At 68.3% G+C, this 24,341-nt stretch carries 23 protein-coding genes and 2 riboswitches; of the genes, 19 read left to right on the top strand and 4 right to left on the bottom strand.

Going from position 1 to position 24,341, the window contains the following annotated elements:
- Positions 1–23 precede the first annotated feature (23 nt).
- The 10 genes from AC1DB8_RS12125 to AC1DB8_RS12080 are packed head-to-tail and all read left to right on the top strand — an operon-like array spanning position 24 to position 8,716.
- The gene (locus tag AC1DB8_RS12125; protein ID WP_476893159.1) at positions 24–920 is read left to right on the top strand and encodes a flagellar motor switch protein FliM; all 897 of its coding nucleotides are present in this window, start codon (positions 24–26) and stop codon (positions 918–920) included.
- Positions 917–1,645, top strand: coding sequence for a flagellar motor switch protein FliN (gene fliN, locus AC1DB8_RS12120; RefSeq protein WP_441418232.1), 729 nt, complete (start codon positions 917–919; stop codon positions 1,643–1,645). The genes AC1DB8_RS12125 and fliN overlap by 4 nt, the downstream gene beginning before the upstream one ends.
- Positions 1,646–2,245: a flagellar biosynthetic protein FliO gene (gene fliO, locus AC1DB8_RS12115; protein WP_476893158.1), complete on the top strand. Its 600-nt coding sequence runs from the start codon at positions 1,646–1,648 to the stop codon at positions 2,243–2,245.
- Positions 2,246–2,304: 59 nt separating this feature from the next.
- On the top strand, positions 2,305–3,120 hold the full coding sequence (gene fliP, locus AC1DB8_RS12110; RefSeq protein WP_476893194.1) for a flagellar type III secretion system pore protein FliP: 816 nt from the start codon (positions 2,305–2,307) through the stop codon (positions 3,118–3,120).
- Positions 3,117–3,392, top strand: a complete 276-nt coding sequence (gene fliQ, locus AC1DB8_RS12105; RefSeq protein ID WP_175321994.1) for a flagellar biosynthesis protein FliQ — start codon at positions 3,117–3,119, stop codon at positions 3,390–3,392. Before fliP ends, fliQ begins: the two co-directional genes overlap by 4 nt.
- Position 3,393: 1 nt before the next feature.
- Positions 3,394–4,152: a flagellar biosynthetic protein FliR gene (locus AC1DB8_RS12100; RefSeq protein ID WP_476893157.1), complete on the top strand. Its 759-nt coding sequence runs from the start codon at positions 3,394–3,396 to the stop codon at positions 4,150–4,152.
- Positions 4,152–5,234 carry an EscU/YscU/HrcU family type III secretion system export apparatus switch protein gene (locus AC1DB8_RS12095; RefSeq protein ID WP_441418235.1) on the top strand — a complete coding sequence of 361 codons (1,083 nt, stop codon included), beginning with the start codon at positions 4,152–4,154 and terminating at the stop codon, positions 5,232–5,234. The genes AC1DB8_RS12100 and AC1DB8_RS12095 overlap by 1 nt, the downstream gene beginning before the upstream one ends.
- Positions 5,235–5,283: 49 nt before the next feature.
- The gene (locus AC1DB8_RS12090) at positions 5,284–7,332 is read left to right on the top strand and encodes a flagellar biosynthesis protein FlhA (protein WP_441418236.1); all 2,049 of its coding nucleotides are present in this window, start codon (positions 5,284–5,286) and stop codon (positions 7,330–7,332) included.
- Positions 7,310–8,452, top strand: coding sequence for a hypothetical protein (locus AC1DB8_RS12085; RefSeq protein WP_476893156.1), 1,143 nt, complete (start codon positions 7,310–7,312; stop codon positions 8,450–8,452). Before AC1DB8_RS12090 ends, AC1DB8_RS12085 begins: the two co-directional genes overlap by 23 nt.
- Before the next feature lie 9 nt (positions 8,453–8,461).
- Positions 8,462–8,716, top strand: a complete 255-nt coding sequence (locus tag AC1DB8_RS12080) for a carbon storage regulator (protein ID WP_441418238.1) — start codon at positions 8,462–8,464, stop codon at positions 8,714–8,716.
- Between the two features lie 6 nt (positions 8,717–8,722).
- Here AC1DB8_RS12080 and flgN read toward each other — a convergent pair whose 3' ends face one another.
- Entirely contained in the window at positions 8,723–9,259 is a 537-nt protein-coding gene (flgN, locus tag AC1DB8_RS12075) for a flagellar export chaperone FlgN (protein ID WP_476893155.1), read from the bottom strand.
- Between the two features lie 204 nt (positions 9,260–9,463).
- Here flgN and AC1DB8_RS12070 point away from each other — a divergent pair, with 204 nt between their 5' ends.
- Together AC1DB8_RS12070 and AC1DB8_RS12065 are read left to right on the top strand one after the other, a co-directional pair.
- On the top strand, positions 9,464–10,282 hold the full coding sequence (locus tag AC1DB8_RS12070; protein ID WP_441418240.1) for a sigma-70 family RNA polymerase sigma factor: 819 nt from the start codon (positions 9,464–9,466) through the stop codon (positions 10,280–10,282).
- 133 nt (positions 10,283–10,415) lie between these two features.
- Complete coding sequence (locus AC1DB8_RS12065) at positions 10,416–10,898, top strand: Dps family protein (protein WP_441418241.1); 483 nt, start codon at positions 10,416–10,418, stop codon at positions 10,896–10,898.
- A gap of 124 nt (positions 10,899–11,022) precedes the next feature.
- Here the strand turns inward: AC1DB8_RS12065 and AC1DB8_RS12060 are convergent, their stop codons facing one another.
- A complete protein-coding gene (locus AC1DB8_RS12060; RefSeq protein WP_476893154.1) occupies positions 11,023–12,591 on the bottom strand; it encodes an MFS transporter in 1,569 nt (522 codons plus the stop codon).
- Positions 12,592–12,659: 68 nt separating this feature from the next.
- On the opposite strand from AC1DB8_RS12060, the gene AC1DB8_RS12055 reads away from it, so the two are divergent.
- Positions 12,660–13,199: a TetR/AcrR family transcriptional regulator gene (locus AC1DB8_RS12055; protein WP_441418243.1), complete on the top strand. Its 540-nt coding sequence runs from the start codon at positions 12,660–12,662 to the stop codon at positions 13,197–13,199.
- 25 nt (positions 13,200–13,224) lie between these two features.
- Here the strand turns inward: AC1DB8_RS12055 and AC1DB8_RS12050 are convergent, their stop codons facing one another.
- On the bottom strand, positions 13,225–14,070 hold the full coding sequence (locus AC1DB8_RS12050) for an aldo/keto reductase (protein ID WP_441418244.1): 846 nt from the start codon (positions 14,068–14,070) through the stop codon (positions 13,225–13,227).
- A 202-nt stretch (positions 14,071–14,272) separates the two neighbouring features.
- Positions 14,273–14,371: riboswitch (glycine riboswitch) on the top strand.
- Position 14,372: 1 nt separating this feature from the next.
- Positions 14,373–14,488, top strand: a riboswitch (glycine riboswitch).
- Between the two features lie 39 nt (positions 14,489–14,527).
- Between AC1DB8_RS12050 and gcvP the strand changes: the two genes are divergently transcribed.
- The 5 genes from gcvP to AC1DB8_RS12025 all read left to right on the top strand — a co-directional run bounded on the left by gcvP (position 14,528) and on the right by AC1DB8_RS12025 (position 22,526).
- Positions 14,528–17,449: an aminomethyl-transferring glycine dehydrogenase gene (gene gcvP / locus AC1DB8_RS12045; RefSeq protein ID WP_441418245.1), complete on the top strand. Its 2,922-nt coding sequence runs from the start codon at positions 14,528–14,530 to the stop codon at positions 17,447–17,449.
- A 12-nt stretch (positions 17,450–17,461) separates the two neighbouring features.
- On the top strand, positions 17,462–18,595 hold the full coding sequence (gene gcvT, locus AC1DB8_RS12040) for a glycine cleavage system aminomethyltransferase GcvT (RefSeq protein ID WP_441418246.1): 1,134 nt from the start codon (positions 17,462–17,464) through the stop codon (positions 18,593–18,595).
- 497 nt (positions 18,596–19,092) lie between these two features.
- Positions 19,093–19,476, top strand: a complete 384-nt coding sequence (gene gcvH, locus AC1DB8_RS12035; RefSeq protein WP_476893153.1) for a glycine cleavage system protein GcvH — start codon at positions 19,093–19,095, stop codon at positions 19,474–19,476.
- Positions 19,473–20,807: a serine hydroxymethyltransferase gene (glyA, locus tag AC1DB8_RS12030; protein ID WP_441418248.1), complete on the top strand. Its 1,335-nt coding sequence runs from the start codon at positions 19,473–19,475 to the stop codon at positions 20,805–20,807. The genes gcvH and glyA overlap by 4 nt, the downstream gene beginning before the upstream one ends.
- Before the next feature lie 306 nt (positions 20,808–21,113).
- Entirely contained in the window at positions 21,114–22,526 is a 1,413-nt protein-coding gene (locus tag AC1DB8_RS12025; protein ID WP_441418249.1) for an L-serine ammonia-lyase, read from the top strand.
- Positions 22,527–22,550: 24 nt separating this feature from the next.
- Here the strand turns inward: AC1DB8_RS12025 and AC1DB8_RS12020 are convergent, their stop codons facing one another.
- Positions 22,551–23,105 (bottom strand): TspO/MBR family protein, encoded by a 555-nt coding sequence (locus AC1DB8_RS12020; RefSeq protein WP_441418250.1) that lies wholly within the window; start codon positions 23,103–23,105, stop codon positions 22,551–22,553.
- A 136-nt stretch (positions 23,106–23,241) separates the two neighbouring features.
- Here AC1DB8_RS12020 and AC1DB8_RS12015 point away from each other — a divergent pair, with 136 nt between their 5' ends.
- Positions 23,242–24,315 carry a lipid II:glycine glycyltransferase FemX gene (locus tag AC1DB8_RS12015; protein WP_441418251.1) on the top strand — a complete coding sequence of 358 codons (1,074 nt, stop codon included), beginning with the start codon at positions 23,242–23,244 and terminating at the stop codon, positions 24,313–24,315.
- Positions 24,316–24,341: the final 26 nt, after the last annotated feature.

Raw genomic sequence — 24,341 nt, 5'->3', positions numbered from 1 at the left:
ATCCCTTGCCGATAGTGGCAACCGTGAGTGTTCTGGATGAGCGGGAAGTGGTACGGGAGCGGACCGTCAGCGTCTATGACTTCCGGCGTCCCGCGACGCTGGCGCGAGAGCACAGCCGCGTCCTGGAACTCGCCTTCGAGACGTTCGCCCGCCAGTGGGGCACCCAGCTGACCGCCAAGGTCCGCGTGAAGTCCGTGGTGCGGCTCGAGGACGTCGGCATGCAGAGCTACGACGAGTACGCCGCCTCCCTCCCGGCGGTGACCGCCATGGTGCTGTGCACCGTGGAGTCGCACGATTCCAAGCTGGTGGTGCAGTTCCCCGCTCCCTCGGCCCTGGGCTGGATCAACCGGATGCTGGGCGCCTCGAACGACACGGTGATGCCGGACCGGAAGTTCACGCAGATTGAACAGGCCCTGGTCAAGGGACTTATGGACGAGGCCCTCGAGGACCTCGGCTACTCGCTCGGGCCGCTGTTGAGCGAAACCATCCGGGTGGACACCGTCCAGTACAACTCCCAGTTCGCCCAGGCCGCAGCGCCCAGCGAACTCATGATTGTCGCCTCCTTCACGATCAACGTCGGCAACATCAGTGCCCCGGCCACCCTGGCGGTGCCGGCGGGAATCCTGCTGGGCCGGCTGAAGAAGGTCAACCCGACGGACAACCGCGGGGACGCCGCCGCCCGCATCAGCTCGCAGTTGGAGCGCGTCCCGGTGGAACTCTCGGTGCGGCTCTCGACGTCGTACGTCACCCCCAGCCAGGTGCTGGGCCTCGCGGTGGGGGACGTCCTGACCCTCCCGCACCTGGAAAACCGGCCGTTCGACCTCACCCTGGATGGCACGAGGCTGGCCACCGCCGCCCCGGCCCGCAACGGGTCCCGGGCCGCAGCCGTCATTGTCACAATCGAGGAGAATAACCAATGAGCATCACCCTGACCAAGCATGAATCGTCGGCGGAACGGCTCGTTGAGGAACTGCCGAGCCCGGTAGCCCTGAAGGTCGTCGCGCTGGTCCCGGCCCGCGCCGCAGCCCCCTACGCCCGCCAGGCCGTCACCGCGACCTTCGTCGGCTCCGTGACCGCAGACCTCGCCCTGATGCTCAGCGACCGCACGTTCCTGGACGAGGCGGCCGGCGGAATGGCCGGCGGCCAACTCGGCGTCGTCTCCGTCACCGATGTCCTCCGCCCCGCGATGGAAAGCGCAAGCTCGGTCTTCGGCGCCGGCGTGCTCTCGGACCTGCGCGAGTCCGACGCGTCCGGGCTGCTTTCGGACCCCGACACTGCCGTCTTCGAACTCTCCGACGGCACCAGCCCGGCGGCATGGTTCGCGGTCCGGCTGCGCGAACACGGCACCAGCCAGGACCGTGCCGGCGACCTCTTCGGCGGCGGCGACACGGTGGCCGGCCGGCTGGGCCGCATCAACAACATCGAGATGGCCCTGACCGTGGAGATCGGCCGCACCCGCATGTCCGTCCGCGACGTGCTCTCGCTCGAACCCGGCAAGATCATCGAACTGGACCGCTCCGCGGGCGCCCCCGCCGACGTTCTGCTCAACGGCCGGCTGATCGCCCACGGCGAGGTTGTGGTCCTGGACCAGGACTACGCCGTGCGGATCACCCGGATCCTCGACGTGGCCGAGGGGCTTAGCTGAATGGACTCGCTGATCCTCGGGCTGCGGGTAGCCGTAGCCCTGGGCGCGGTGCTTGGACTGATCTGGCTGCTGCAGCGCCGTCTCGGCAAAGGCACGGGACGACGCCGCGCTGACGCCGCCCTGAGCGTCGTCAGCCGCCAAAGCGTCGGCCAGCGTGCCTCCGTAGTGGTGGTCGACGCCGGTGGCCAGCGCTTCCTGCTCGGCGTCACCGACCACGCCGTCAACGTCCTGCACACCGGCGATATCCCGGCAGAGGCCGCAGAGGCCCTGGATCCGGAGCCCCGCCGCGCCGGCGCCGCCGGCGCCTTCGCGCAGATCCTCGCAAGCGCGGGAGCCGGAGCCGGAGCCGCTGCCTCCGCCGCACCCGTGAACGGGGCCGGGACCGCGGAACAGGGCGGCAGCCTGACGGCTGGCGAGCCCGGGGCACCGGACCGGCCGCTGTCCCGCCGCAGCTCCATCCGCCGAGAACCCCACCCCCGGACCGTCCCGGGGCGCGGGACCGCGCCCGCCGTGTCCCACCCGCCGCTGCACGGGTCAATTCTGGCCGGTTCCACCTGGAAGCAGGCCGCTGCCGCTCTCAGGAGCGGACGCCGCAATTGATCCGCCCTGCCACCGCCCACTCCGCCCGCGTCCCGTCAACCAGCAGCAGCCGAACCGGCATCAGCCGAACCACAAGGTTCCTGGCCATCGGCGTCGCCGCCGTGCTCTGCGCCGTCCTGCTGCTCTGGCTTAACGCCGCCGCCGGCCATGCGACTGCCCCCGTGCCGCCGGTTCCGCCAACCCCGCCGGCCAGCCCGGACACCGGCAGCGTCAACATCGAGATCAACGGCATGGACGGAAAGCCCTCCACAGCGGTCCTGACCCTGATCGGGATCACCCTGTTGTCCGTCGCGCCCGCGCTGCTGCTGATGATGACCTCGTTCACCAAGATCTTCGTGGTGCTCGCGATGACCCGCAACGCGCTCTCGCTCCCGTCCATACCGCCCAACCAGGTGCTGGCGGGCCTGGCCCTGTTCCTGTCGATCTTCGTCATGTGGCCGGTCATCAACGAGATGAACACCATCGGCGTGCAGCCCTACCTGAACGGCACCTTGGATTTCAACGGCGCGCTCAGCGCCGGCTCGGGCCCGCTGCAGCACTTCATGCTGGCGCACACCCGCGAGGAAGACATCGCGCTGATGACCCGCGCCGCCGGCATGGAGAACCCGGCCACGCCGGAAGCGGTGCCGCTGCAGACGCTCATCCCGGCGTTCATGATTTCCGAACTCCGGGCCGCCTTCATTATCGGCTTCGTCATCTTCATCCCGTTCCTCGTGATCGACCTCGTCGTCTCCGCGGCCCTGATGTCGATGGGCATGATGATGCTTCCGCCGGTGATGATCTCGCTGCCGTTCAAGATCCTGCTCTTTGTCCTCGTGGACGGCTGGGGCCTGATCATCACCTCGCTGATCCAAAGTTATGCAGGCTCGGGATGAACGCCAACGCCGTCCTGGACATCTGCCTCCAGGCCATGATCGTGGCCGCCAAGCTCTCGGCCCCGGTGCTGGTGACCGCGCTGGTGGTGGGCCTGGCGATTTCCCTGCTTCAGTCCATCACCCAGCTCCAGGAAGCCACCCTCTCCTTCGTGCCCAAACTGGCCGCCGTGGCCGTGGCGCTGCTGATCTGCGGGCACTGGATGATCTCGGAGATGGTCGCGTTCACCAACGACCTCTTCGCCAAGATCCCCTCCCTGCTCGGAGGCTTGTGAGGTGGGCATCCCGATCGACCAGACGTGGCTGGAAGTCCTCCTGCTGGCCACCGTCCGGATGACGGCATTCCTGATCGTGGCACCGCCTTTCGCGCACCAGGCCTTCCCCGGGCGGATCAAAGCCATGCTGGGCGTCGGCCTGGGCCTGGCCGTCTCGCAGCGGCTTTCCGCCGGCTACGTCGCCCGCGACACGGCAGGCTTCCTCACCGGAGTGGTCCTGGAACTCGTCACCGGCCTGGTCCTGGGCTTTCTGGTCATGCTGGTCTTCGCGGCGATCCAGTCCGCCGGCAGCCTGATCGACCTCTTCAGCGGCTTCCAGATGGCCCAGGCCTTCGACCCGCAGATGATGGTCAACGGCGCCCAGTTCACCCGGCTGCTGCAGATGGCGGCGCTCGCCCTGCTGTTCTCCTCGGACGGCTACCAGCTCGTCATCGGCGGCCTGACCGGAAGCTTCACCGCCCTGCCGCTGGCCGGCGGCCTTGACCTGGCCCAGCCGGTCCAGGCCATGACCTCCGCCGTCACCGGCATGTTCCTCGCCGCCGTCCAGATCGCCGGCCCGCTGCTGGTGGTGCTGTTCCTCGCCGACGTCGGGCTCGGCCTGCTGACCCGGGTGGCCCCGGCACTGAATGCCTTCTCGCTGGGCTTCCCGCTCAAGATCATGCTGACCCTCTCGTTGGCAGGATTCCTCTTCCTCGCCCTGCCCAGGATCGTCTCCACCCTCGCCGGGCAGGCCGCCAAGACTGTGCTGGGGGTGGGCTGATGGCGGATTCACAGGAAAAAACCGAACAAGCCACCGACAAACGCATGCGGGAGGTCCGCTCCAAGGGCCAGCTCTCGCGCTCCCAGGACCTCACCGCCTGGCTGGCGGTCGGCGCCGCCGCCGTCATGATCCCCGCGACCGTGCAGCGCGGGGCCAACGCGGCCACGGACCAGCTCTTCAGCGTCCGGGGCGTCATGGCGCAGCCGGATCCGGCAAGGGCCGTGAAGGCCCTCGAGGACGGCCTCGGCGCGCTCGCCGGAATCCTCGGACCGTTGCTAATCGTCGTGCTCCTTGTCGTCCTGGTGGGTTCGGCGCTGCAGGGCGGCATCCACCTGAAGAAGTTCCGCCTGGACTTCGAGAACTTCAAACTGCTCAGCGGGCTGAAGCGCATCTTCGGCACCCAGGCGCTGTGGGGCGGGGTCAAGGCGCTGCTGAAGGCCAGCGTTGTCGGCCTCGTGCTCTACTCCGTCGTTCAGGGGCTCATCCCGGTGCTGCTCACCGCCGGCGGCCTTCCGGTGTCCGGCGTCGTGGCGGCGGCCGGGAGCGGCATCTCCTCCCTGGTCCAGTTCGCCGTCTTCGCCGGCATCGCGCTGGCGGCTGTGGACTTCTTCGTGGTGATGCGCCGGAACCGGAAGAAGACCCGGATGTCCAAGAAGGAAGTCCAGGACGAGAACAAGAGCAGCGAAGGCGATCCGCTGATCCGCTCCCAGCGCCGGGCCCGGCAGCTGTCCATGAGCCGGAACCGCATGATCGCGGCAATCGGGGACGCCGACGTCGTCCTCGTCAACCCCACGCACGTCGCCGTCGCGCTGAAGTACGAGCCCGGAAAGTCGGCCCCGCGGGTGGTGGCCAAGGGTGCCGGCCACGTCGCGTCGCGGATCAGGCAGGAGGCCGAGGCGAAGAACGTGCCCATGGTCCAGGACATCCCGCTCGCCCGGGCGCTGCACGGCGCCTGCGAGCTGGGGCAGGAGATCCCGGTGGATTTCTACCACGCCGTGGCCGGGGTGCTGGCCTTCGTCATGTCGCTCAAGGCCCGCGGCGCCGGAGCCGGGCTGCACCGGATGGCCGGAGCCGCGCTATGAGCATCTTCGCGAACATTTTTGGAACCAGCGTCTGTGAAAGGACCGCATCATGAACAACAGGCTCGCCCGGCTGGCGGTGCCGATCGGCATCGTGGGCATCGTGCTGCTGCTGGTGGTTCCCGTGCCCGCCCCGCTGCTGGACTTCCTCATCGTGTGCAACATCCTGCTGGCGCTGCTGGTGCTGCTGACCAGCATGTTTGTGAAGAAGCCGCTGGACTTCTCCGTGTTCCCCTCGCTGCTGCTCGTGGCCACGCTGTTCCGGCTGGGCCTCAACGTTGCCTCCACCCGGCTGGTCCTCGGCAACGGTTACGCCGGCCAGGTCATTGAGGCCTTCGGCAAGGTGACCGTGGGCGGCTCCATGATCATCGGCGCCGTCGTGTTCCTGATCCTGGTGGTTATCCAGTTCGTCGTGGTCACGAAGGGCGCCGAGCGCGTCGCCGAAGTCGGGGCGCGGTTCACCCTGGACGCCATGCCGGGCAAGCAGATGGCGATCGACGCCGACCTCAACGCCGGCCTGATTACAGACACCCAGGCCCGGGAGCGGCGCGCCGAGGTCTCGGCAGAGGCCGACTTCTACGGCGCGATGGACGGCGCCTCGAAGTTCGTCAAGGGTGACGCCATCGCCGGCATCATCATCATCATCATCAACTTCATTGGCGGCATCGCCATCGGCATGCTGCAGCGCGGCATGGAGATCGGCGACGCCCTCAACACCTACGGCCTGCTGACCATGGGTGACGGACTTGTCACCCAGATCCCGGCGCTGCTGATGGCTGTCTCCACCGGCATGATCGTGACGCGGTCCAACGCGGAGGCGGACATGGGCCGGACGGCCTCCACGCAGCTGCTGCAGTCGCCCAACGCCCTGATGATCGCGGGCGTGGCCGCCCTCGCCATGGCCCTCATCCCCGGCATGCCGCCCATTCCGTTCGTCCTGGTCGGCGCCGGCCTGATCCTGGCTTCGCGCCGCACCGCCGCCGGCCAGCAGCAGGCGGAAAAGGCCCGCGACGCCGAGGCCGCCGCGCTGAACTCCCCGCAGCTGGACCCCAACGAGAAGCTGCTGGAGGACATGCGCGTCCACCCCGTGGAGATCCTGCTGGCCCCCGACCTTGTCGACATGGTCTCCGGCGCCTCCGACGACCTGCTGGCCCGGGTCCGATCGCTGCGGCACAAGATCGCAATGGAACTGGGCCTGGTCATCCCGCCGGTCCGCACCCGGGACAGTGTGGATCTCCCGCCGGCCACCTACGCCATTCGGATCGCCGGGGTGGAGGCCGGCCGCGGCACCGCCCCGGGCGGCCAGATGCTGGCCCTCGGCGACTCACTGGACTCGCTCCCGGGCGTCGCCATGATTGAGCCGGTCTTCGGGCTCGCCGGGAAGTGGATTCCTGCCGAGATGCGGCACAACGCCGAGATGACCGGGGCCACCGTGATCGACCGCGTCTCGGTGCTGGTCACGCACCTGTCCTCCATCGTCACGGGCAATGCTGCCCGGCTGCTCTCCCGCGAGGATGTCCGGGTGCTGACCGAGGGCGTCCGCAAGCAGAGCCCCTCCGCCGTGGACGAACTGACTCCCGCGCTGCTCTCGCTCGCCGAGCTGCAGCGGGTGCTCCAAGGCCTGCTCGACGAGCAGGTCCCCATCAACGACCTGGCCCGCATCTACGAGGCGCTTACCCTCCGGGCCAAGGTTTCCACCGACCCGGAGTCGCTGGTGGAGGCGGCCCGCCAGGCACTCGGTCCGGCGCTGACCGCCAAGTTCATGGAGGGCCCGGTGCTCAACGTGATCATGATCGACCCGCTCCTGGAACAGTCCATGCTGGAGGATATGCGGCCGGCCGAGGGCGGCAGCCAGATCGTGATGGGACAGGACCGGCTCGACGCCGTGCTCCGCTCGGTGCGCAACGCGGTGGACTCCGCGGCCGCCGCCAACCGGCAGGCCGTCCTGGTCTGCGCCCCGGCGCTGCGTCCGGCCATCCACCGGCTTATCGGAGCCCAGCCCGGGTCCGTCCCGGTGCTGTCGTACCGCGAAGTCACTTCCGCCAATGTCCGGATCGAAACTGTAGGAGTCGTGCGCCATGCCGAACCGCTATCGGCTTAAGGGAGCCTCGCTGGAGGAAATCCGCAGCAAGGCCGAGGCCCAGTACGGCCCGTCGGCCCGCATCGTTTCCGCCGAGCGCGTGATCAGTCCCGGCATCGCCGGGCTGTTCGCGGCGAACCGCTACGAGGCCATCGTCGAGGTCCAGCCCAAGCACGACGTCGTCACCGGCGAGGTCGTGCCGGATGCGGACATCCTGTCCGAGGGTGAGATCGTGGAGCGGGCCGCCGCCACATCGGCAGAGGCCCCGCGGGATACCGTCCGGGAAGCGCCGCGGCGGACGGAGACGCCGCCCGGCACGCGGATCGCCGCGGCCCCCGCTCACCAGCTGCAGGGCGACGCGATCGCCGCCCTGCTGGCCGAAGCCGACGCCGCCGAACTGACCCTGCACCGGACCGGCACCCCAGGGGTCTCGACCGAGTCGCCGGACTTCGCCGAACTGCTGGACCAGCTCGGATCCGGGCTGCGGCCGACGTCGGCCGGAGCGGGACAGCCCGACCCGGACCGGGCGGCACGCCCGGGGAACGGCGCGGGGGAGCGCACCGCACCGGCCCCCGACCGCGTGGCGCCGTCGCCGTCCGTGCGAAATGCCGCGCCGGCGCGCGAGCCGGTGCCGGTCCCGCTGAGCGGCACCGGGGACCTGGTGGTGCTGGTCGGCCTCGGCGACGACGCGATGGACACCGCCCTGGCCATGTCCATCGCCGCTGGCGGCGCGGACGTGCGCACCGCCGGAGAATTGAGCGCTTACGGCCACCTGCACCTGGACGGACGCCAGAGCGCGACGGCGGCCCGCGCCCACGCCGTGGAGACCGAGCAGACGGTGCTGGCCGCCTTCGGGCTCGGCAAGGCCCGCAATACCCTGGCGCGGCTGCAGGCGATCTCGGCGCTTTCCCCGGACCAGCTCTGGGTTGTGGTCGACGCCGGGCGCAAGCACGAGGACACCGCCCGCTGGGTGAGCCTGCTGCGGGCCCGGCTCGAGGTGGCCGCGGTGGCCGTGGTGGGCGCAGCGGACACCGGGACGCCCGAAAGCGTGGACGCCCTCGGCCTGCCGGTGGGCTGGATCGATGGCCGGCCGGCGACCCGGCCGGCGCCGTGGGCCGCAGCGTCCGGCCGCGAAGGGTAGATTGAGAGAATGCTGGTACTAACACGCAAGCCGGGCGAACAGATCATGATCGGCGACGGCATCGTCATCACTGTTCTGGAAGGGCGCGGCGACGGCGTCCGGATCGGCATCGAGGCGCCCCGCGGCGTTCCGATCCAGCGGCGGGAAGTAATCGAGGCCATTGCTGCGGCGAACCTGGCGGCAGCTGAAGCAGGCGCCGAATCCGGTCCCGGCACCGAGGACGCGCTGCGCGGCCTGCTGCCCCCGGCGGCCGCCCGCGACTAAAGGCCGTCAGTGCGAGTTCGCGTCGTCGCCTAGGTACTGGGCCATGAGCGGCTGGGTCGCGCGGCGCGTAATGGCAAGGGCACGCTCAATGTTTCCGGCAACCGTCAGCTGTTCGAGGATTCCGGCAGGATCGTTCGGGCCCGCGGGCCGTTGCAGGCTTCGAAGCAGCTCCTCGTTGGCGCGGGCGGCCTCGCCAAGCCGGCCCATCAAGCCGCGCAATCCGTCCAGGTGCTCCTGCAGGACGGTGGGCCAGGACCCCTGCGGCGCGCCGGCAATCAGTTCAACCAGCGTTGCCTGCGCCGGCAGGCCCCATTCGGCCGCCACCGCCGCGGACTCGACATTGCGGGCCAGCGCTTCGAAGCGCAGCCGGTCCAGAACGGCTTCCACCTCGGAAGCGGTGAAGGTCAGCCAGTGGGTGTTGCCGGCGGCCACGTGCAGGCGCTGGGTTTCCAACCTGAACAGGAGCAGTTCCAACTGCCGCCGTTCCTGCCACAGCGCCGCCGAAAGATCCCCTGCACCCATGGGCCCCATTTCCCCTGCCATCACGGCCAAATTACGGCTTTCCGCATTTTCCGCCAAGCTTTTCCCTGAGGGTACACGCAGATGCCGGATCAGGTGATAGGTTTCGTTCTGGGTGCTGCGCCCGAGCTTCGAACACCGCCTCCCATGGGGGGAGCGCTGGACCGTTTGTGGGTGCGGCTCTCAGGGTTTTAAAGCTCCTGATCCGTCTCATGGGGGGACACACTATTGAATCGCGTGGAACGCAACGAGATGGTCACCCAGCACCTTCCGCTGGTCGGCTATCTCGTCTCAGATTTGTGCTCGAAGGCGTCCCACCTCTCGCGCGATGACCTGGCATCGGCTGGCGCCGTGGCCTTGATTACCTCGGCCGATTCCTTCGACCCTGACCTTGGCGTGCCCTTCGGCGCCTTCGCGCGCCGCCGCATCCTTGGCGCGTTCGCCGATGAGATGCGCGCCAGCGACTGGGCCACGCGCTCGGCACGCCGCCGGATCAAAGAGACCATGTCCGTCCAGGAAACCTTGGCGGCGGCTCTCGGACGCACGCCCTCGGTTGACGAGATCGCCTCCGCGCTCGGCGTCCAGCAAAGCGTCGTCGAAGCCGCCCTCGCGGACGCGTCGCGCACCCTCACACCGCTCGACGACGCCGTCGTTGACACCCTCGCCGCGGAGACCCTGTCCCCGGAAAGCTCGGTGCTCGCGGACGAACGGCTGCAGTACCTCCGTGCCGCCGTGAAGTCGCTGCCGGAACGGATGCGCTACGTCGTCGAGGAGATCTACTTCGGCGACCGGACGGTCAAGGACCTGGCAGCCGAACTGGGCTCCACGCACGCCGCCGTGTCGCAGCAGCGCGCCGAGGCGATCCGCCTCATGCGTGATGGCCTCACCGCCCACTACGCGGACGACCCGGACCAGGGTTTCGAACCGCAGTCCCGGATCACGCCGCGCCGCCGGAACGACTACCTCGCCCAGCTTTCCGAAGCCACCGCCGGGGGGATCACCCGGGCCATCTTCCCGCAGGGGCCGATGCTGAACCAGGCCGTCTGAGCCGGTCCCGGGAGGCTTACTAAGCTTACTTAGTAAGCTGATCGTGAAATTGCGCCGCGACCATCGCGTGCCGTCTGCTCGGTGGGGTAGCGTCTGAGGCATAACGCCAAGCCGTTCCTATCAAGGAGGATGCATGAAAGCAACGCCCACCCTGACGAGCAACCTGCAGGCCGTTCTCGTGGACCTGATCGAACTCCATGTGCAGGGCAAGCAGGCGCACTGGAACATTGTGGGGACGAACTTCCGCGACCTTCACCTGCAGCTTGACGAGATCATCGAGGCCGCCCGCGGCTTTGCCGACGACCTGGCCGAGCGTATGCGCGCCCTCCACGCCCTGCCGGACGGCCGCAGCTCCACCGTTTCCAAAACCACCGCACTCGCAGAATTCCCGACCGGCCTGATCAACACCAAGGACGCGATCGACAAGATCGTCGCCGCCCTTGAGGCTGCCGTCGGTACGATGCGCAAGGTGCACGATGAGGTGGACGAGGAAGACCCCACGACCGCCGACCTGCTGCACGCGTTCATTGCCAAGCTCGAGCAGTACGCCTGGATGGTCAACGCCGAAACCATGCGTGCCACCGCCAGCGTCACCACGCCGGACACCAAGAAGTAGCCGCTTCCTTCTACGCGCTTACTTCCACGCGTCCGACGCCGGGTTCCGTCCCGGCGTCGGACGCTTGCCATTTAACGCCGTGCCGGCCGCTGCCATCTGAACAGAGGTGCCCTGCACCTGACGCCTAGTTCGCCGTCGGTACCTTGCGCAGCACGACGGCGGCGAGGGCCGCGGCGCCGGCCATCAGCACCAGCGCGATGGCGGCCGTGATGTGAACGCCGGAGTCGAATGCGGCCCGGGCGGCAGCCATCACGGCCTCGGCCAGCGGAGCCGGGAGGGTATGCGCCAGTTCGGCGGCCCCGGCGAGGGTCTCGCCGGCCTGGGCCGCGGTTTCCGCCGGTGCCGTCCCGGCGACGCCGGCGGGCAGCTGCAGGTTGCGCTGGTAGGAGGCGGTCAGGATGGAACCGAGGATGGCGGTGCCGAGCAGGGAGCCCACCTCGTAGCCGGTTTCCGAGATGGCGGACGCTGCGCCCGATTTCGCCGCCGGCGCCGCCCCAAGGATCAGGTCGTTGGAGATGGTCTCGGCCGCGCCGACCCCCAGGCACAGCACCAGCAGGGCGGCCAGCAGCACGCCGGGCCCGGCGCCGTGGTCTCCGAAGGCCACAAGACCGTAACCCGCAGCGCTAAGGAGCAGGCCGCCCGCCACCACGAACCCCGGACGGACCTTGCGGACCAGCGGGACCACGAGCAGCCCGGCGACGACGGTGGCGACGAGCGCCGGGATCATCGCCATGCCGGATTCCGACGGCGACTGCCCCTCGAGCAGCTGCAAATGCTGGGCGAGGAACAAGATGAAACCGTTGTACGAAAACAGGGCCAGGACGTTGGCGGTGATCGCGGTGCTGAAGACCGGGTTGGCGAAGAGGCTGAGGTCCAGCAGCGGAGCAGAGGATGCCGAGGCCGCCAGCCGGCGCTGCCGCCGGACGAAGGCGTACCCCATCAGCAGCCCGATCCCGAGGGCCGCGAGCGGCTCCGGCGCCACGCCGTCGGTCGCCAGGATCTTGATGCCGTAGACCGCCGGACCCATGGCCAGCAGGGACAAGACGATGCTGGGCGCGTCCACCCTGCCCGGGTTGGGGTCCCGCGATTCCGGAATCAGTGCGGGGCCCAGGACCAGCAGGGGCAGGATGATCGGCACGGCGACCAGCAGGACCGCACCCCACCAGAGGTGCTCCACCAGCCAGCCGCCGAAGATCGGGCCCAGCGCGGCGCCGCCGGAGAAGCCCGCGGCCCAGATCGCCACCGCGAGCCGCCGCCGGTTGGGCTCCGGGAAGATATTGCGGATCAGGGACAGCGTGGACGGCATCAGCATGGCGCCGAAGAAGCCCAGGCCGGCCCGTCCCGCGATCAGCCATTCCGCGCTGGGCGCGAAAGCCGTCACCGCGGAAACCAGGGCGAAACCGGTGCTGCCGATGAACAGCAGCCGGCGCCGGCCGATCCTGTCACCGAGGCTGCCCATCGCCACGAGCAGGCCGGCCAGCACCAGCGGATACGCATCGACGATCCACAGCAGCTGCACCCCGGTGGCGTCCAGGCTGCGGGCGATCGCCGGCAGGGCAAAGGTCAGCGCGGTGTTGTCCACGGCTACGAGCAGGACCGGGAACATCAGCAGCGACAAGGCCAGCCAGTCGCGCCAAGGCGCGCGCGGGGCCTGTTCGGTGCGGGTGGCTGCGGACAGGGATGCGGTGCTCATGACGGTTAACTGTACCGTCCAGACGGTACAGTTAAGAAATTCGCGTCACGGCAGGCATGATGGGAGCCATGGCCAGAAAACCCGTAGCCCGCGAAGCCGTCCTCGACGCCTTCGAATCCCTCCTCATTGCGGAGGGGGAGCGCGCCGCGACACTGGACGCGGTCGCCCGGCGGGCCGGCGTCTCCAAAGGCGGACTGCTGTACCACTTCCCAAACAAGGAGGCCATGATCTCGGTGCTGCTGGAGCGCCTGGACCGGCTCCTCGCCGCGGACCTGGCGGCCATGGCCGCGGCACCGGAAGGAGCGGCGGCGTACTTCATCAGATCCTCCGTATGGGCCGATACCCCGCTGGACCGGGTCTTCGTGGCCGCCACCCGGTTGGCCGAGGTGGCCCACGCCGAGACCCTGCGGCGGATGGCAGGAGTCCAGGCGAGCTGGCTGGCGCTCCTTGCCGCTGATGTGGGCCCCGCCATGGCCAAGCCCGTGCTGTACATGGGGGACGGGCTGTACTTCAACGCCATGCTGGCGCGGGGACCCGGCGAGGCGCCGGCCGAGGTGGCCGGCGACGTCGAGAGCCTGCTGGCCGCCGTCGAACGCCTGCGCAGCTAAGGGCGGCTTTAGGCTTGCCGGGCCGTCAGGTCGAGGCCGGCCAGCCGGAGCCCACAGCGTGCCAGGCGCGGTCGATGCCTTCCAGTGCAGAAGCCGGAAGAGGGCCCCGTCCGGCGGCGGTGATATTGGCGCGCAGGTTGGCCAGCTTGGCCGTGCCGGCAATTGCGGTGTCCACGCCGGGCGCGTACACCGTGAAGCGCAGGGCGAACTCGGCCCAGTCCAGGTCTCCTGGGTCGAGCTCCAGGGCCCGCAGCCGTTCCCAATAGAGCTCCGCGTAGTTCCCGGTGGGTCGTTCAGCGAAGCGCCACGGCGCGTTCGCGATCGGGCGCTTGGCGATGACTCCCGGGCCGAGCCGGGGACGGAGAACGTTTCGGAGATTCCACTGGTCGGCTATGTTGACGCTGGTTTCGATGGCACCGAACCGGCCGGAGTCCACAGCGAATGCGAGCGGCGCGTTGTCTCCGCTGTAGCCGGCGACACCGATCTTGCCGGCGGCGACTGCCTGGTCCAGGGTGTCCTGCAGATCGCCACGCCGCAGGATTTCAAGCGGGCATGAGTGCAGATAGAAGACGTCGAGCCGTTCCGACCGGGTCAAGCGCAGGGACTGTTCGATACTCTCCAGCACGCTGCCCGGCGACCAGTCCCGTTGGCCGTTGATCTTGGGCCCACCCTTTGTGGACAATACGAACTCGTCCCGGCGTCCGCCGAGGTGCCGGCCGATGCGCTCTTCGCTCAGCCCGTAACTGGCGGCGGTATCGATCAGCGTGACGCCGAGATCCAATGCCCCGTTGAGCACCTCGGCGGCTTCGGCCTCGGTGACCTCACTTTCACCGATCTGGCCGGCGCCGAGCCCCACGATGGAGACTTCCAAACCAGTGTTCCCGAATGGCCTTCGCTCCAGCATGAATTGTCTCCTTGAGTAGTAATTTGCCCAGTGGCCGCATGCGCCACCGCCTCGTGGCCACCGCTCTACCGTAACGCTGAAGCGGCCCGGGTACCGGAGTTTGCGGACGTGCCTCCGGCATAGGACAATGGGAGTTGTGACTGCGGTCACGAGCAATTGAATATGCCTTTGATCTGCGGCGGGAGAGTTCTGCAAGTAGGTACAAGCAGGCGCCGTAGGAGCAAACCCTCCCCAGGAATCTCTCAGGCCCATGTACCGCCGCGGCAAGGCAACTCTGGAAAGCAGCAAGTGCGTCACGCGGCGCGCTGTGCTCACCGACGGTGCAAGCGGAGCCTCGCGAAAGCGGCTGCGCGGAAACTCTCAGGTCCAATACAGAGCGGGGAGGAACCCGAATCAATGTGGCGTACCCTGCGCCGCCTTAGTTATGGAGTTCCTTGTGACTGTTACCTCAGCCTCCACGTCCTTCGTTGACCGGCATATCGGCGCCCGGCGCCAGGCCGACGTCGACGCCATGCTGAAGGCTGTCGGCTACGACACCGTCGACGCCTTGGTGGATACCGCCGTCCCGAAGGACATCCGGCAGGACTCCGACCTGGCGCTCGCCGCGGCGCTGAGCGAAGTGGAAGTGCTCGCCGAACTGCGCAAGCTGGCATCGAAGAACAAGACCGCAGTGCAGATGATTGGCCAGGGCTATTACGACACCGTCACCCCGGCCGTGATCCGCCGCAACATCCTCGAGGCACCGGCCTGGTACACCGCGTACACGCCGTACCAGCCCGAAATCTCCCAGGGCCGGCTCGAGGCGCTGTTGAACTTCCAGACCATGGTCCAGGACCTCGTCGGGCTCCCGATCGCCAACGCCTCGCTGCTGGACGAAGCCACGGCCGTCGCCGAGGCCGTGCTGATGATGCGACGGGCCAACAAGAACAAGACGGCCCACGACGGCAAGACCGTCCTCGACGCCGACTGCCTCCCGCAGACCATCGCCATCGTCAAGGGCCGCGCCGAGGCCCTCGGCTTCGAGGTCGAGGTCGCGGACCTGTCCAAGGGCCTGCCCGAGGGCGTCATCAACGGCGTCGTGCTGCAGCAGCCCGGTGCCTCCGGACGCGTGTTCGACCACTCGGACGTCATCGCGGACGCCAAGGAACGCGGCGCGCTCGTCACCGTGGCCGCGGACCTGCTGTCCCTGACCCTGATCACCTCCCCGGGCGAACAGGGCGCGGACATCGCGGTCGGCTCCGCCCAGCGCTTCGGCGTGCCGCTGTTCTTCGGCGGCCCGCACGCCGCGTACATGGCCGTCCAGAAGGGCCTGGAGCGCTCCATGCCCGGCCGCCTCGTGGGCGTCTCCAAGGACAACGCCGGCGTCCCCGCCTACCGGCTGGCGCTGCAGACCCGCGAACAGCACATCCGCCGTGAGAAGGCCACCTCCAACATCTGCACCGCCCAGGCGCTGCTGGCCATCGTGGCCTCCTTCTACGCCGTTTACCACGGCCCGGACGGGCTGAAGGCCATTGCCGAGACCACCCACGGCCACGCCCGGACCATTGCCGCCTCGCTGAAAGCTGCGGGACTGGACGTGCTGCACACCTCGTTCTTCGACACCGTGACCGTCTCCGTGCCGGGCAAGGCCGCGGAATTCATCGCCGCCGCCGACGCCAAGGGCATCAACCTGCGCGCCGTCGACGCCGACACGGTCGGCATCTCCGCCGATGAGGCCACGACGGCGGCGATCGTCGCCGACGTCGTCGCCGCTTTCGGCGCCAGCGTCGCGGATAGTGCCGCAGGCACGGACACTGCGTTTGCCCTGGACTCCGCCGTCGAGCGCACCTCCGACTACCTCCAGCACCCGGTCTTCAACACGCACCGCTCCGAAACCCAGCTGCTGCGCTACATCCGCCGCCTCTCGGACCGGGACCTGGCCCTGGACCGCACCATGATCCCGCTGGGTTCCTGCACCATGAAGCTGAACGCTACGGCCGAAATGGAAGCCATCTCCTGGCCGGAGTTCGCCTCCATCCACCCCTTCGCGCCCGAATCCCAGACCGCCGGCTGGCGCGAACTGATCGAGGACCTCGAAGCCCAGCTGACCGAGATCACCGGCTACGACCAGGTCTCCATCCAGCCGAACGCCGGCTCCCAGGGTGAGCTCGCCGGACTGCTCGCCATTCGCGGCTACCACCTCTCCCGCGGCGACGACCAGCGCAACATCTGCCTCATTCCGGCCTCCGCGCACGGCACGAACGCCGCCTCCGCAGTGCTGGCCGGCATGAAGGTCGTCGTCGTGGCCACCGCCTCCGACGGCACGATCGACCACGCTGACCTGCAGGCCAAGATCGAGCTGCACAAGGACGCCCTCTCGGCGATCATGATCACCTACCCGTCCACGCACGGGGTGTACGACGCCGACGTCCGCGAGGTCTGCGATGCCATCCACGCCGCCGGCGGCCAGGTCTACATTGACGGCGCCAACCTCAACGCACTCGTCGGACTGGCCCAGCCGGGCCAGTTCGGCGGAGACGTCTCGCACCTGAACCTGCACAAGACCTTCTGCATCCCGCACGGCGGCGGCGGACCCGGCGTCGGACCTGTCGCGGCGAAGGCCCACCTGGCCCCGTTCATGCCCGGCAACGCGGCTGATCCGGCCAACGGCGCCGAGGGCACGCCGATCTCCGCCTCCCGCTACGGCTCGGCCGGCGTGCTGCCGATTTCCTGGGCCTACGTGAAGCTGATGGGCGGACAGGGCCTGACCGAGGCCACCAAGTCGGCCCTGCTCGCGGCCAACTACATTGCGGCCCGCCTCAACGATTACTTCCCGGTGCTCTACACCGGCGAGGGCGGCCTGGTGGCCCACGAATGCATCCTGGACCTGCGCGAACTCACGGCCAAGACCGGTGTGACCGCCGAGGACGTCGCCAAGCGCCTCATCGACTACGGTTTCCACGCGCCCACCCTGGCGTTCCCGGTGGCGGGGACCTTGATGGTGGAGCCCACCGAGTCCGAGGACCTCGGCGAGATCGACCGGTTCATCACGGCCATGATCGCCATCCGCGCCGAGATTGACCAGGTGGCCCACGGAGACTTCACCGTGGAGCACAGCCCGCTGCGCAACGCCCCGCACACCGCGGCCGCCGTCATCAGCACCAACTGGGAGCGAAGCTACCCGCGCGAACAGGCCGTCTTCCCGGTGCACACGCTAAAGCAGGACAAGTACTTCCCGCCGGTCGGCCGGATCGATGGGGCCGCGGGCGACCGCAACCTGATCTGCTCATGCCCTCCCCTCGAAGCCTTCGAGGAAGACACAGCAGCCCACTCCGACGACTCCGCCAACTCCGCCTCTAACAACTAGGGACAGCCAACGATGACTGAGAACTACACGGCACTTTACGAAGAGCACAAAAAACTCGGCGCCTCCTTCACGGACTTCGGCGGCTGGCAGATGCCGCTGAAGTACAGCTCCGAACTCGCCGAACACCACGCCGTCCGCAAGTCCGCCGGCCTGTTCGACCTCTCCCACATGGGCGAGGTCTGGGTCACCGGCCCCGACGCCGCCGCCTTCCTGGACTACGCCCTCGTGGGCAAGATCTCCGCCATGGCGGTCGGCAAGGCCAAGTACTCGCTGATCTGCAACGAGGACGGCGGCATCATCGACGACCTCATCACCTACCGCCGCGGTGACGAGAAATTCCTTGTCGTCCCCAACGCCGGCAACGCCAAAGTCGTCTCCGCGGCCCTGGCCGAGCGGGCTGGAAAGTTCGACGTCACGGTCCGGGACGCCTCCGCCGAGACCTCGCTGATCGCGGTCCAGGGCCCCAAAGCGGAAGCGATCCTGCTCCGCCTGGTCCCCGCCGCCCAGCACGAGCTCGTCACCGGCCTGAAGTACTACGCCGCCGTCGACGTCCCGTTCATGGTCAGCGGCGCCAGCCAGGACCTGCTGCTGGCACGCACCGGTTACACCGGTGAGGACGGCTTCGAAATCTTCGTCTCCAACGACGACGCCGCCGCCCTCTGGCAGGCGCTCATCGCCATCGCCGAGGACGGCGAGCTGACGCCCGCCGGCCTGGCCTCCCGCGACTCGCTCCGGCTCGAGGCCGGCATGCCGCTGTACGGCAACGAACTCTCCCTCGAGGGCGACCCGTTCGCCGCCGGGCTCGGCCCCGTCGTCGCGCTGTCCAAGGACGGCGACTTCGTCGGCAAGGCTGCCCTGGCCGCCAAGAAGGAGGCCGGCGCAGGCTCCACCGCCGGGCGCAAACTCGTCGGGCTCAAGGGCCTCGGACGCCGGGCCGGCCGCGGCCACTACCCGGTCCTGAAGGACGGCAACACGGTCGGCGAAGTTACCTCCGGCCAGCCCAGCCCCACTCTGGGCTACCCGGTCGCCATGGCCTACGTCGACGTCGAGTTCACCGAACCCGGCACCGCCCTGGACATCGACCTGCGCGGCAAAACCGAGCCGTTCGAAGTTGTCGCACTGCCGTTCTACAAGCGCCAAAAGTAGCCCGGCTATTCGCGTCCCGGAGCTGTGGCTGGCTCCGGGACCGGCCGTCCCCGGCTCCGGGACCGACTAGCCCCAGTTTTCACGCGTGCTCGCTCGTTCCTCGCTTAGACGCACGCTTTCGAAAACCGCGGCCAGCCGCCCCCTCGTGGACAGCTCACCTTTTAGAACAACCCACAACACCAAAACCAACGGGAGCCATCGCCTTCGAAAGCCAAAGGTGATGGGGCCCGTACCGCCTACCGAGGGTCGGCTCTAAAAGATATCGACGGCCTCTGTTTCTTTCCGGAGAACGGCGGTTTGGCCCAAAACTATTGGCCTCCGGAACTGAACTGGCATTTAGCGGTGGGGGACGTCATCCGGAAGCGTGCGTCTAAGCGAGGGACGAGCGAGCACGCGGAGGATGGCGGGCCGCGCCGCGTAACCCGGCCACGGTCACTCCGCAACCCGGCCACAATTGATTTAGCACCAACGACCACTTCAAGACTTAGGAAAAACACATGGCAAAAGTTGCCCCTGAACTGCAGTACTCCGACGAGCACGAGTGGGTTGCGCGGGAGGCCGGGAACCTTGTCTCCATCGGCATCTCCGCGGTCGCCACGGACGCCCTGGGCGACATCGTCTACGTTGACCTGCCCGAGGTCGGCTCCGCGGTGACCGCGGGGGAGACCTGCGGCGAGGTCGAGTCGACCAAGTCCGTCTCGGACCTGTACGCCCCCGTCACGGGCGAGGTCACCGAAATCAACCCCGCCGTCGTCGACGACCCGGCCCTGATCAACAGCGACCCGTACGGCGCCGGCTGGCTCTTGAAGGTCGCCGCCGAATCGGACGGCCCGCTGCTCTCCGCGCAGGATTACGCGTCCAAGAACGGCGGCGAACTGTGAGCGCCGCCGCGGTCGCAGGTACAAACACCGCGGTATTCGAGCAGGTCGTTTCGCCGAGCCTGGACGCTGAACTGTCCGCGCTGGATCCGGAGATCGCCGCGAAGATCGACGCCGAGCTCAGCCGCCAGCGCGACGGCCTGGAAATGATCGCCTCGGAAAACCACACCGCCAAGGCCGTCATGCAGGCGCAGGGCTCGGTGCTGACCAACAAGTACGCCGAGGGCTACCCGGGCAAGCGCTACTACGGCGGCTGCGAACACGTCGACGTCGTCGAGCAGCTCGCGATCGACCGGGTCAAGGCCCTGTTCGGCGCCGAGTACGCCAACGTCCAGCCGCACTCCGGCGCGCAGGCCAACGCCTCGGTCATGCACGCCCTGATCCGTCCGGGCGACACCATCATGGGCCTGAACCTGGCGCACGGCGGACACCTGACCCACGGCATGAAGATCAACTTCTCCGGCCGGCTGTACAACGTCATCCCGTACCAGGTCCGGGAGGATGACCACCGGATCGACATGGCCGAGGTGGAGCGCCTGGCCCAGGAGCACAAGCCGGCCCTGATCGTCGCCGGCTGGTCCGCCTACGCCCGCCAGCTCGACTTCGCGGAATTCCGCCGGATCGCCGACTCCGTGGGGGCCTACCTGATGGTGGACATGGCCCACTTCGCCGGGCTCGTCGCGGCCGGGCTGCACCCGTCTCCGGTGCCGCACGCGCACGTGACCACCTCCACGACGCACAAGACCCTGGCCGGTCCGCGTGGCGGCATCATCCTCTCCAACGACGCCGACATCGCCAAGAAGATCAACTCGGCAGTGTTCCCGGGCCAGCAGGGCGGCCCGCTGGAGCACGTCATCGCCGGCAAGGCCGTGGCGTTCAAGATCGCCGCCTCGCCCGAGTTCAAGGAACGCCAGGAACGTGTGCTGGCCGGCGCCCGGATCCTCGCCGAGCGCCTGGTCCAGCCGGACGTCACCGCCAAGGGGATCAACGTGATCTCCGGCGGCACCGACGTGCACCTGGTCCTGGTGGACCTGCGCAACTGCGAGCTCAACGGGCAGGAGGCCGAGGACCGCCTCGCGGAAATCGACATCACCGTCAACCGCAACGCCGTTCCGTTCGACCCGCGCCCGCCGATGGTTACCTCGGGGCTGCGGATCGGCACCCCGGCGCTGGCCACCCGCGGCTTCGGCGAGGCCGCCTTTACCGAAGTTGCGGACATCATCGCCGAGGCGCTGACCGCCGACGCCGGCGCGGACCTGTCCGGTCTGCGCTCCCGCGTCGATGCCCTCGCCGCCGCCCACCCGCTCTACCCCTCGGTTGCTAATCTAGGTTGACCGCTGCGGCTGGCTCCGGGGCCGATCTCTTTCGGGTTGGCTCCGGGCCCGGCGGACCGGACTTTGCACGCGTGCTCGCTCGTCCCTCGCTTAGACGCACGCTTTCGAAAAGCCCGGCTCCGCCGGCCCCTCGTGGGCACCTCGCCCCCGCATTGACGTCTCAACCACATAGTGCCGCTCACGGTGACGGCCCCCGGGGAGGGGGCCGGGCATCCGGCAGCATGCGTCAAAGCGACGAAGGAGCAGCATGCAGAGGATGTCCGTCCCCCTCCCCGCCCGACCGCAGTGCCTAGTTAGGATTCAGTAATGGCTGTTGGCGTCTTTGATCTTTTTTCGATTGGGATCGGGCCTTCGAGTTCGCATACCGTGGGGCCGATGCGGGCTGCTGCGGTGTTTGCCGAGGAGCTCAAGGCCTCGGGGGATCTGGACCGCGTGGCGTCGCTCCGGGTTGACCTGTACGGCTCCCTCGCCGCCACCGGCCATGGCCACGGCACCATGACCGCCATCCTGCTCGGACTCGAGGGCTTCCACCCGGAGAAGATCCTCCCCGAGGAAGTCGAGGACCGGCTGGCCGCCATTGCCCAGACGGGCACCCTGCACCTGGCCGGATCCGTCGCGTTGCCCTACGGCGTGAAGGACATGGTGCTGCGCCCGCTCACCATCCTGCCCCGGCACACCAACGGCATGACGTTCACGGTGTCCGACGCCGACGGCGCCGTCGTGCACAGCGCCACCTTCTTCTCCGTCGGCGGCGGCTTCATCGTCCGCGAGGGTGAGGAGGACGCGGCGCTGAAGGAACTCGACGAGTCCAAGAAGGAACTCCCGCTGCCGTTCCGCACGGCCGCTGAACTGCTGGGCCGCTGCCAGTCCAAGGGGCTCTCGATCGGCGAAATCATGTTCGTAAATGAGCGCGCCTCCCGTACCGAAGAGGAGATCCGCGAAGGCCTCCTGCACATCTACTCCGTGATGGAAGGCTGCGTCGAGGTCAGCCTTAAGCGCGAGGGCCTGCTTCCCGGCGGGCTCAAGGTCCGCCGTCGGGCCCCCGACTGGCACGAACGGCTGATGAAGGAAAACCACGGCCAGGACCCGGACTACCGGGACCCCAAGTACTGGCAGGAGTGGGTGAACCTGATCGCGCTCGCGGTGAACGAGGAGAACGCCTCGGGCGGCCGCGTTGTCACCGCGCCCACCAACGGCGCCGCGGGTATCATTCCGGCCGTGCTTTACTACGCGCTGCACTTCGCCCCCGGCATGGATAAAGCCACCCAGGCCGACCGCGACGACGTCGTGGTTAAGTTCCTGCTGACCGCCGGTGCCATCGGGGTGCTCTACAAGGAACAGGCCTCGATCTCCGGCGCCGAGGTGGGCTGCCAGGGCGAGGTGGGTTCGGCGTCGTCAATGGCGGCCGCCGGCCTGGCCGAGGTGATGGGCGGAACGCCCCAGCAGGTGGAGAACGCCGCCGAGATCGCGATGGAGCACAACCTCGGCCTGACCTGCGACCCGATCGGCGGGCTGGTGCAGATCCCGTGCATCGAGCGCAACGCCATCGCCGCAGCCAAGGCGATCAACGCCGCCAAGATGGCCCTCTGGGGCGACGGCTCACACCGCGTGTCGCTCGACGAGGTCATCGTGACCATGCGCGAGACCGGCAAGGACATGAGCTCCAAGTACAAGGAAACCGCCATGGGCGGCCTCGCCGTCAACGTGGTGGAGTGCTGATTTCCCAGTCGTTCCTGATTGTCCTCAGTTGTTCAGTGCCGCCCACAGATTCAGTGACGCGGCGAACACGATCCAGGACAGGTAGGGGAGCAGCAGCAGCCCGGCGGTGCGGCTGATCGGGCCGAAGCGCAGCACGGTGGCGGCCACCGCGACCGCCAGCGCCACGATGATGACGAAGCCGATCCAAAGCGCGGGGGAACCCATGGCGGGGTACAAGCCAAAGAACACCGGGGTCCACAGCAGGTTCAGCACCAGCTGGACGGCGTAAGCGGTGAGGGCGGGCCTGGCGCCTTCCGCCCGGCTGCGCCAGACCAGCCATGCCGCTACGGCCATCGCGATGTACAGAATCGTCCAGACGGGCCCGAAGAGCCAGTTCGGCGGAGACCACGGGGCCTTGTCCGCGGCCGCGTACCATCCGTCGACGTTGCTGGCGCTGGCCAGTCCGCCGAGTGCCGCCACGAGGGCCGAAGCGCCGAGCAGTACCAGCAGGGCCACCGCCTCGACGCCGGGCCGGCGCGTCCCGGCCCCGCCCGGACGGAACTGCCGGCGGACGGCTGACGGTTCCGGCTGCGCATCCATACCTTCAGCGTAAACCCGGTGCGACGGCCGGCACAGGGCCGCCGCGCCCTGAGAGCCGCCGGCCTCCCGATAGACTTGATGCTGCATGCCAGCCATGCCGCCGAAGCTCGTTCCGCAAAGATTGGATACCGCACCCTTGCGAGAATTCACTGCCCGCTTTGCCTCCGCCGAAGAGGTTGCCAACTGGGACGCCCACGTCACCGCGAACCCCAACGGCGGGAATTTGCTTCAATCCGAGGCCTTCGCCGAGGTCAAGCAGCACTTCGGCTGGAAGCCCCTCCACCTGGTCTATGAGACGGCCGACTACACCAGCTACAACCTGGTCCTGGAGAAGTCCTTCCCCCTCCTCGGCAAGCTCTGGTACCTCATCAAGGGCCCGGATGTGGCGTCGGTGGAGGACATCCCCGGCATCGCGGCCGCCAACGCCGACTTCGTCAAGCGCGCCCGGCTGGGGGTATTCGCCATCAAGATCGAGCCCGACATCGTCCTGTCGGAGGACGCGCGGCGCGTCATCGAAGGCGCGGGCCTGGTCAAGACCCACAACCTCCAGCCCAACGACTCCACCGCGCTGCTGGACATCTCGCCGCAGGAAAACCAGCTGCTGCGCAACCTGCACTCCCGCGGCCGCAACGCCGTCCGGCGGGCCATCCGCGAGGAGGTCGAGGTCCACAACGTGGAGCCGACCGAAGAGAACTTCCGGGCGATGTACGCGCTGATGACGAACACCGTGGAGGCCAAGTCCCAGGTCCGGGTCCGCGAGTACGAGTATTACCGCCAGTTCTGGACCAACTTCGTGGACCGCGGCCAGGGCCGGCTGCTCTTCGTCTATGAAAACGGCGTGCCCTCGGTGGGGGCGTTCGTGATCAACTACGGACGGAAGGGCACCTACAAGGACGGCGGTTCCCTGCAGAAGCGCAGCCAGTACGGCGACTCGCACCTGGTCCAGTGGACGGCCATCAACCAGCTCAAGGAACTCGGCTGCACCGAATACGACTTCTGCGGCACGCCGCCCAGCGACAAGCTGAAGGACACCTCCAATCCCTTCCACGGCCTCGGCCTGTTCAAGACCAGCTTCAGCAAGACCGTCACGGACTTCGTCGGCTGCTACGACCAGGTCTTGAGCCCGCTGAAGTACAAGGCCTGGATGGCCGCCGGGGAGCGCGTCGCCCGCCAGCTGTACACGCGGCGCACGGGCCAGCAGTTCTACTAGACCGCCCGCAAGGTGAAATGAGGAGG

The organism is Arthrobacter sp. 10N410, assembly GCF_056394945.1.
The sequence above is the reverse complement of the archived record's forward strand: the minus strand, read 5'-3'. Positions and strand labels throughout refer to the sequence as shown.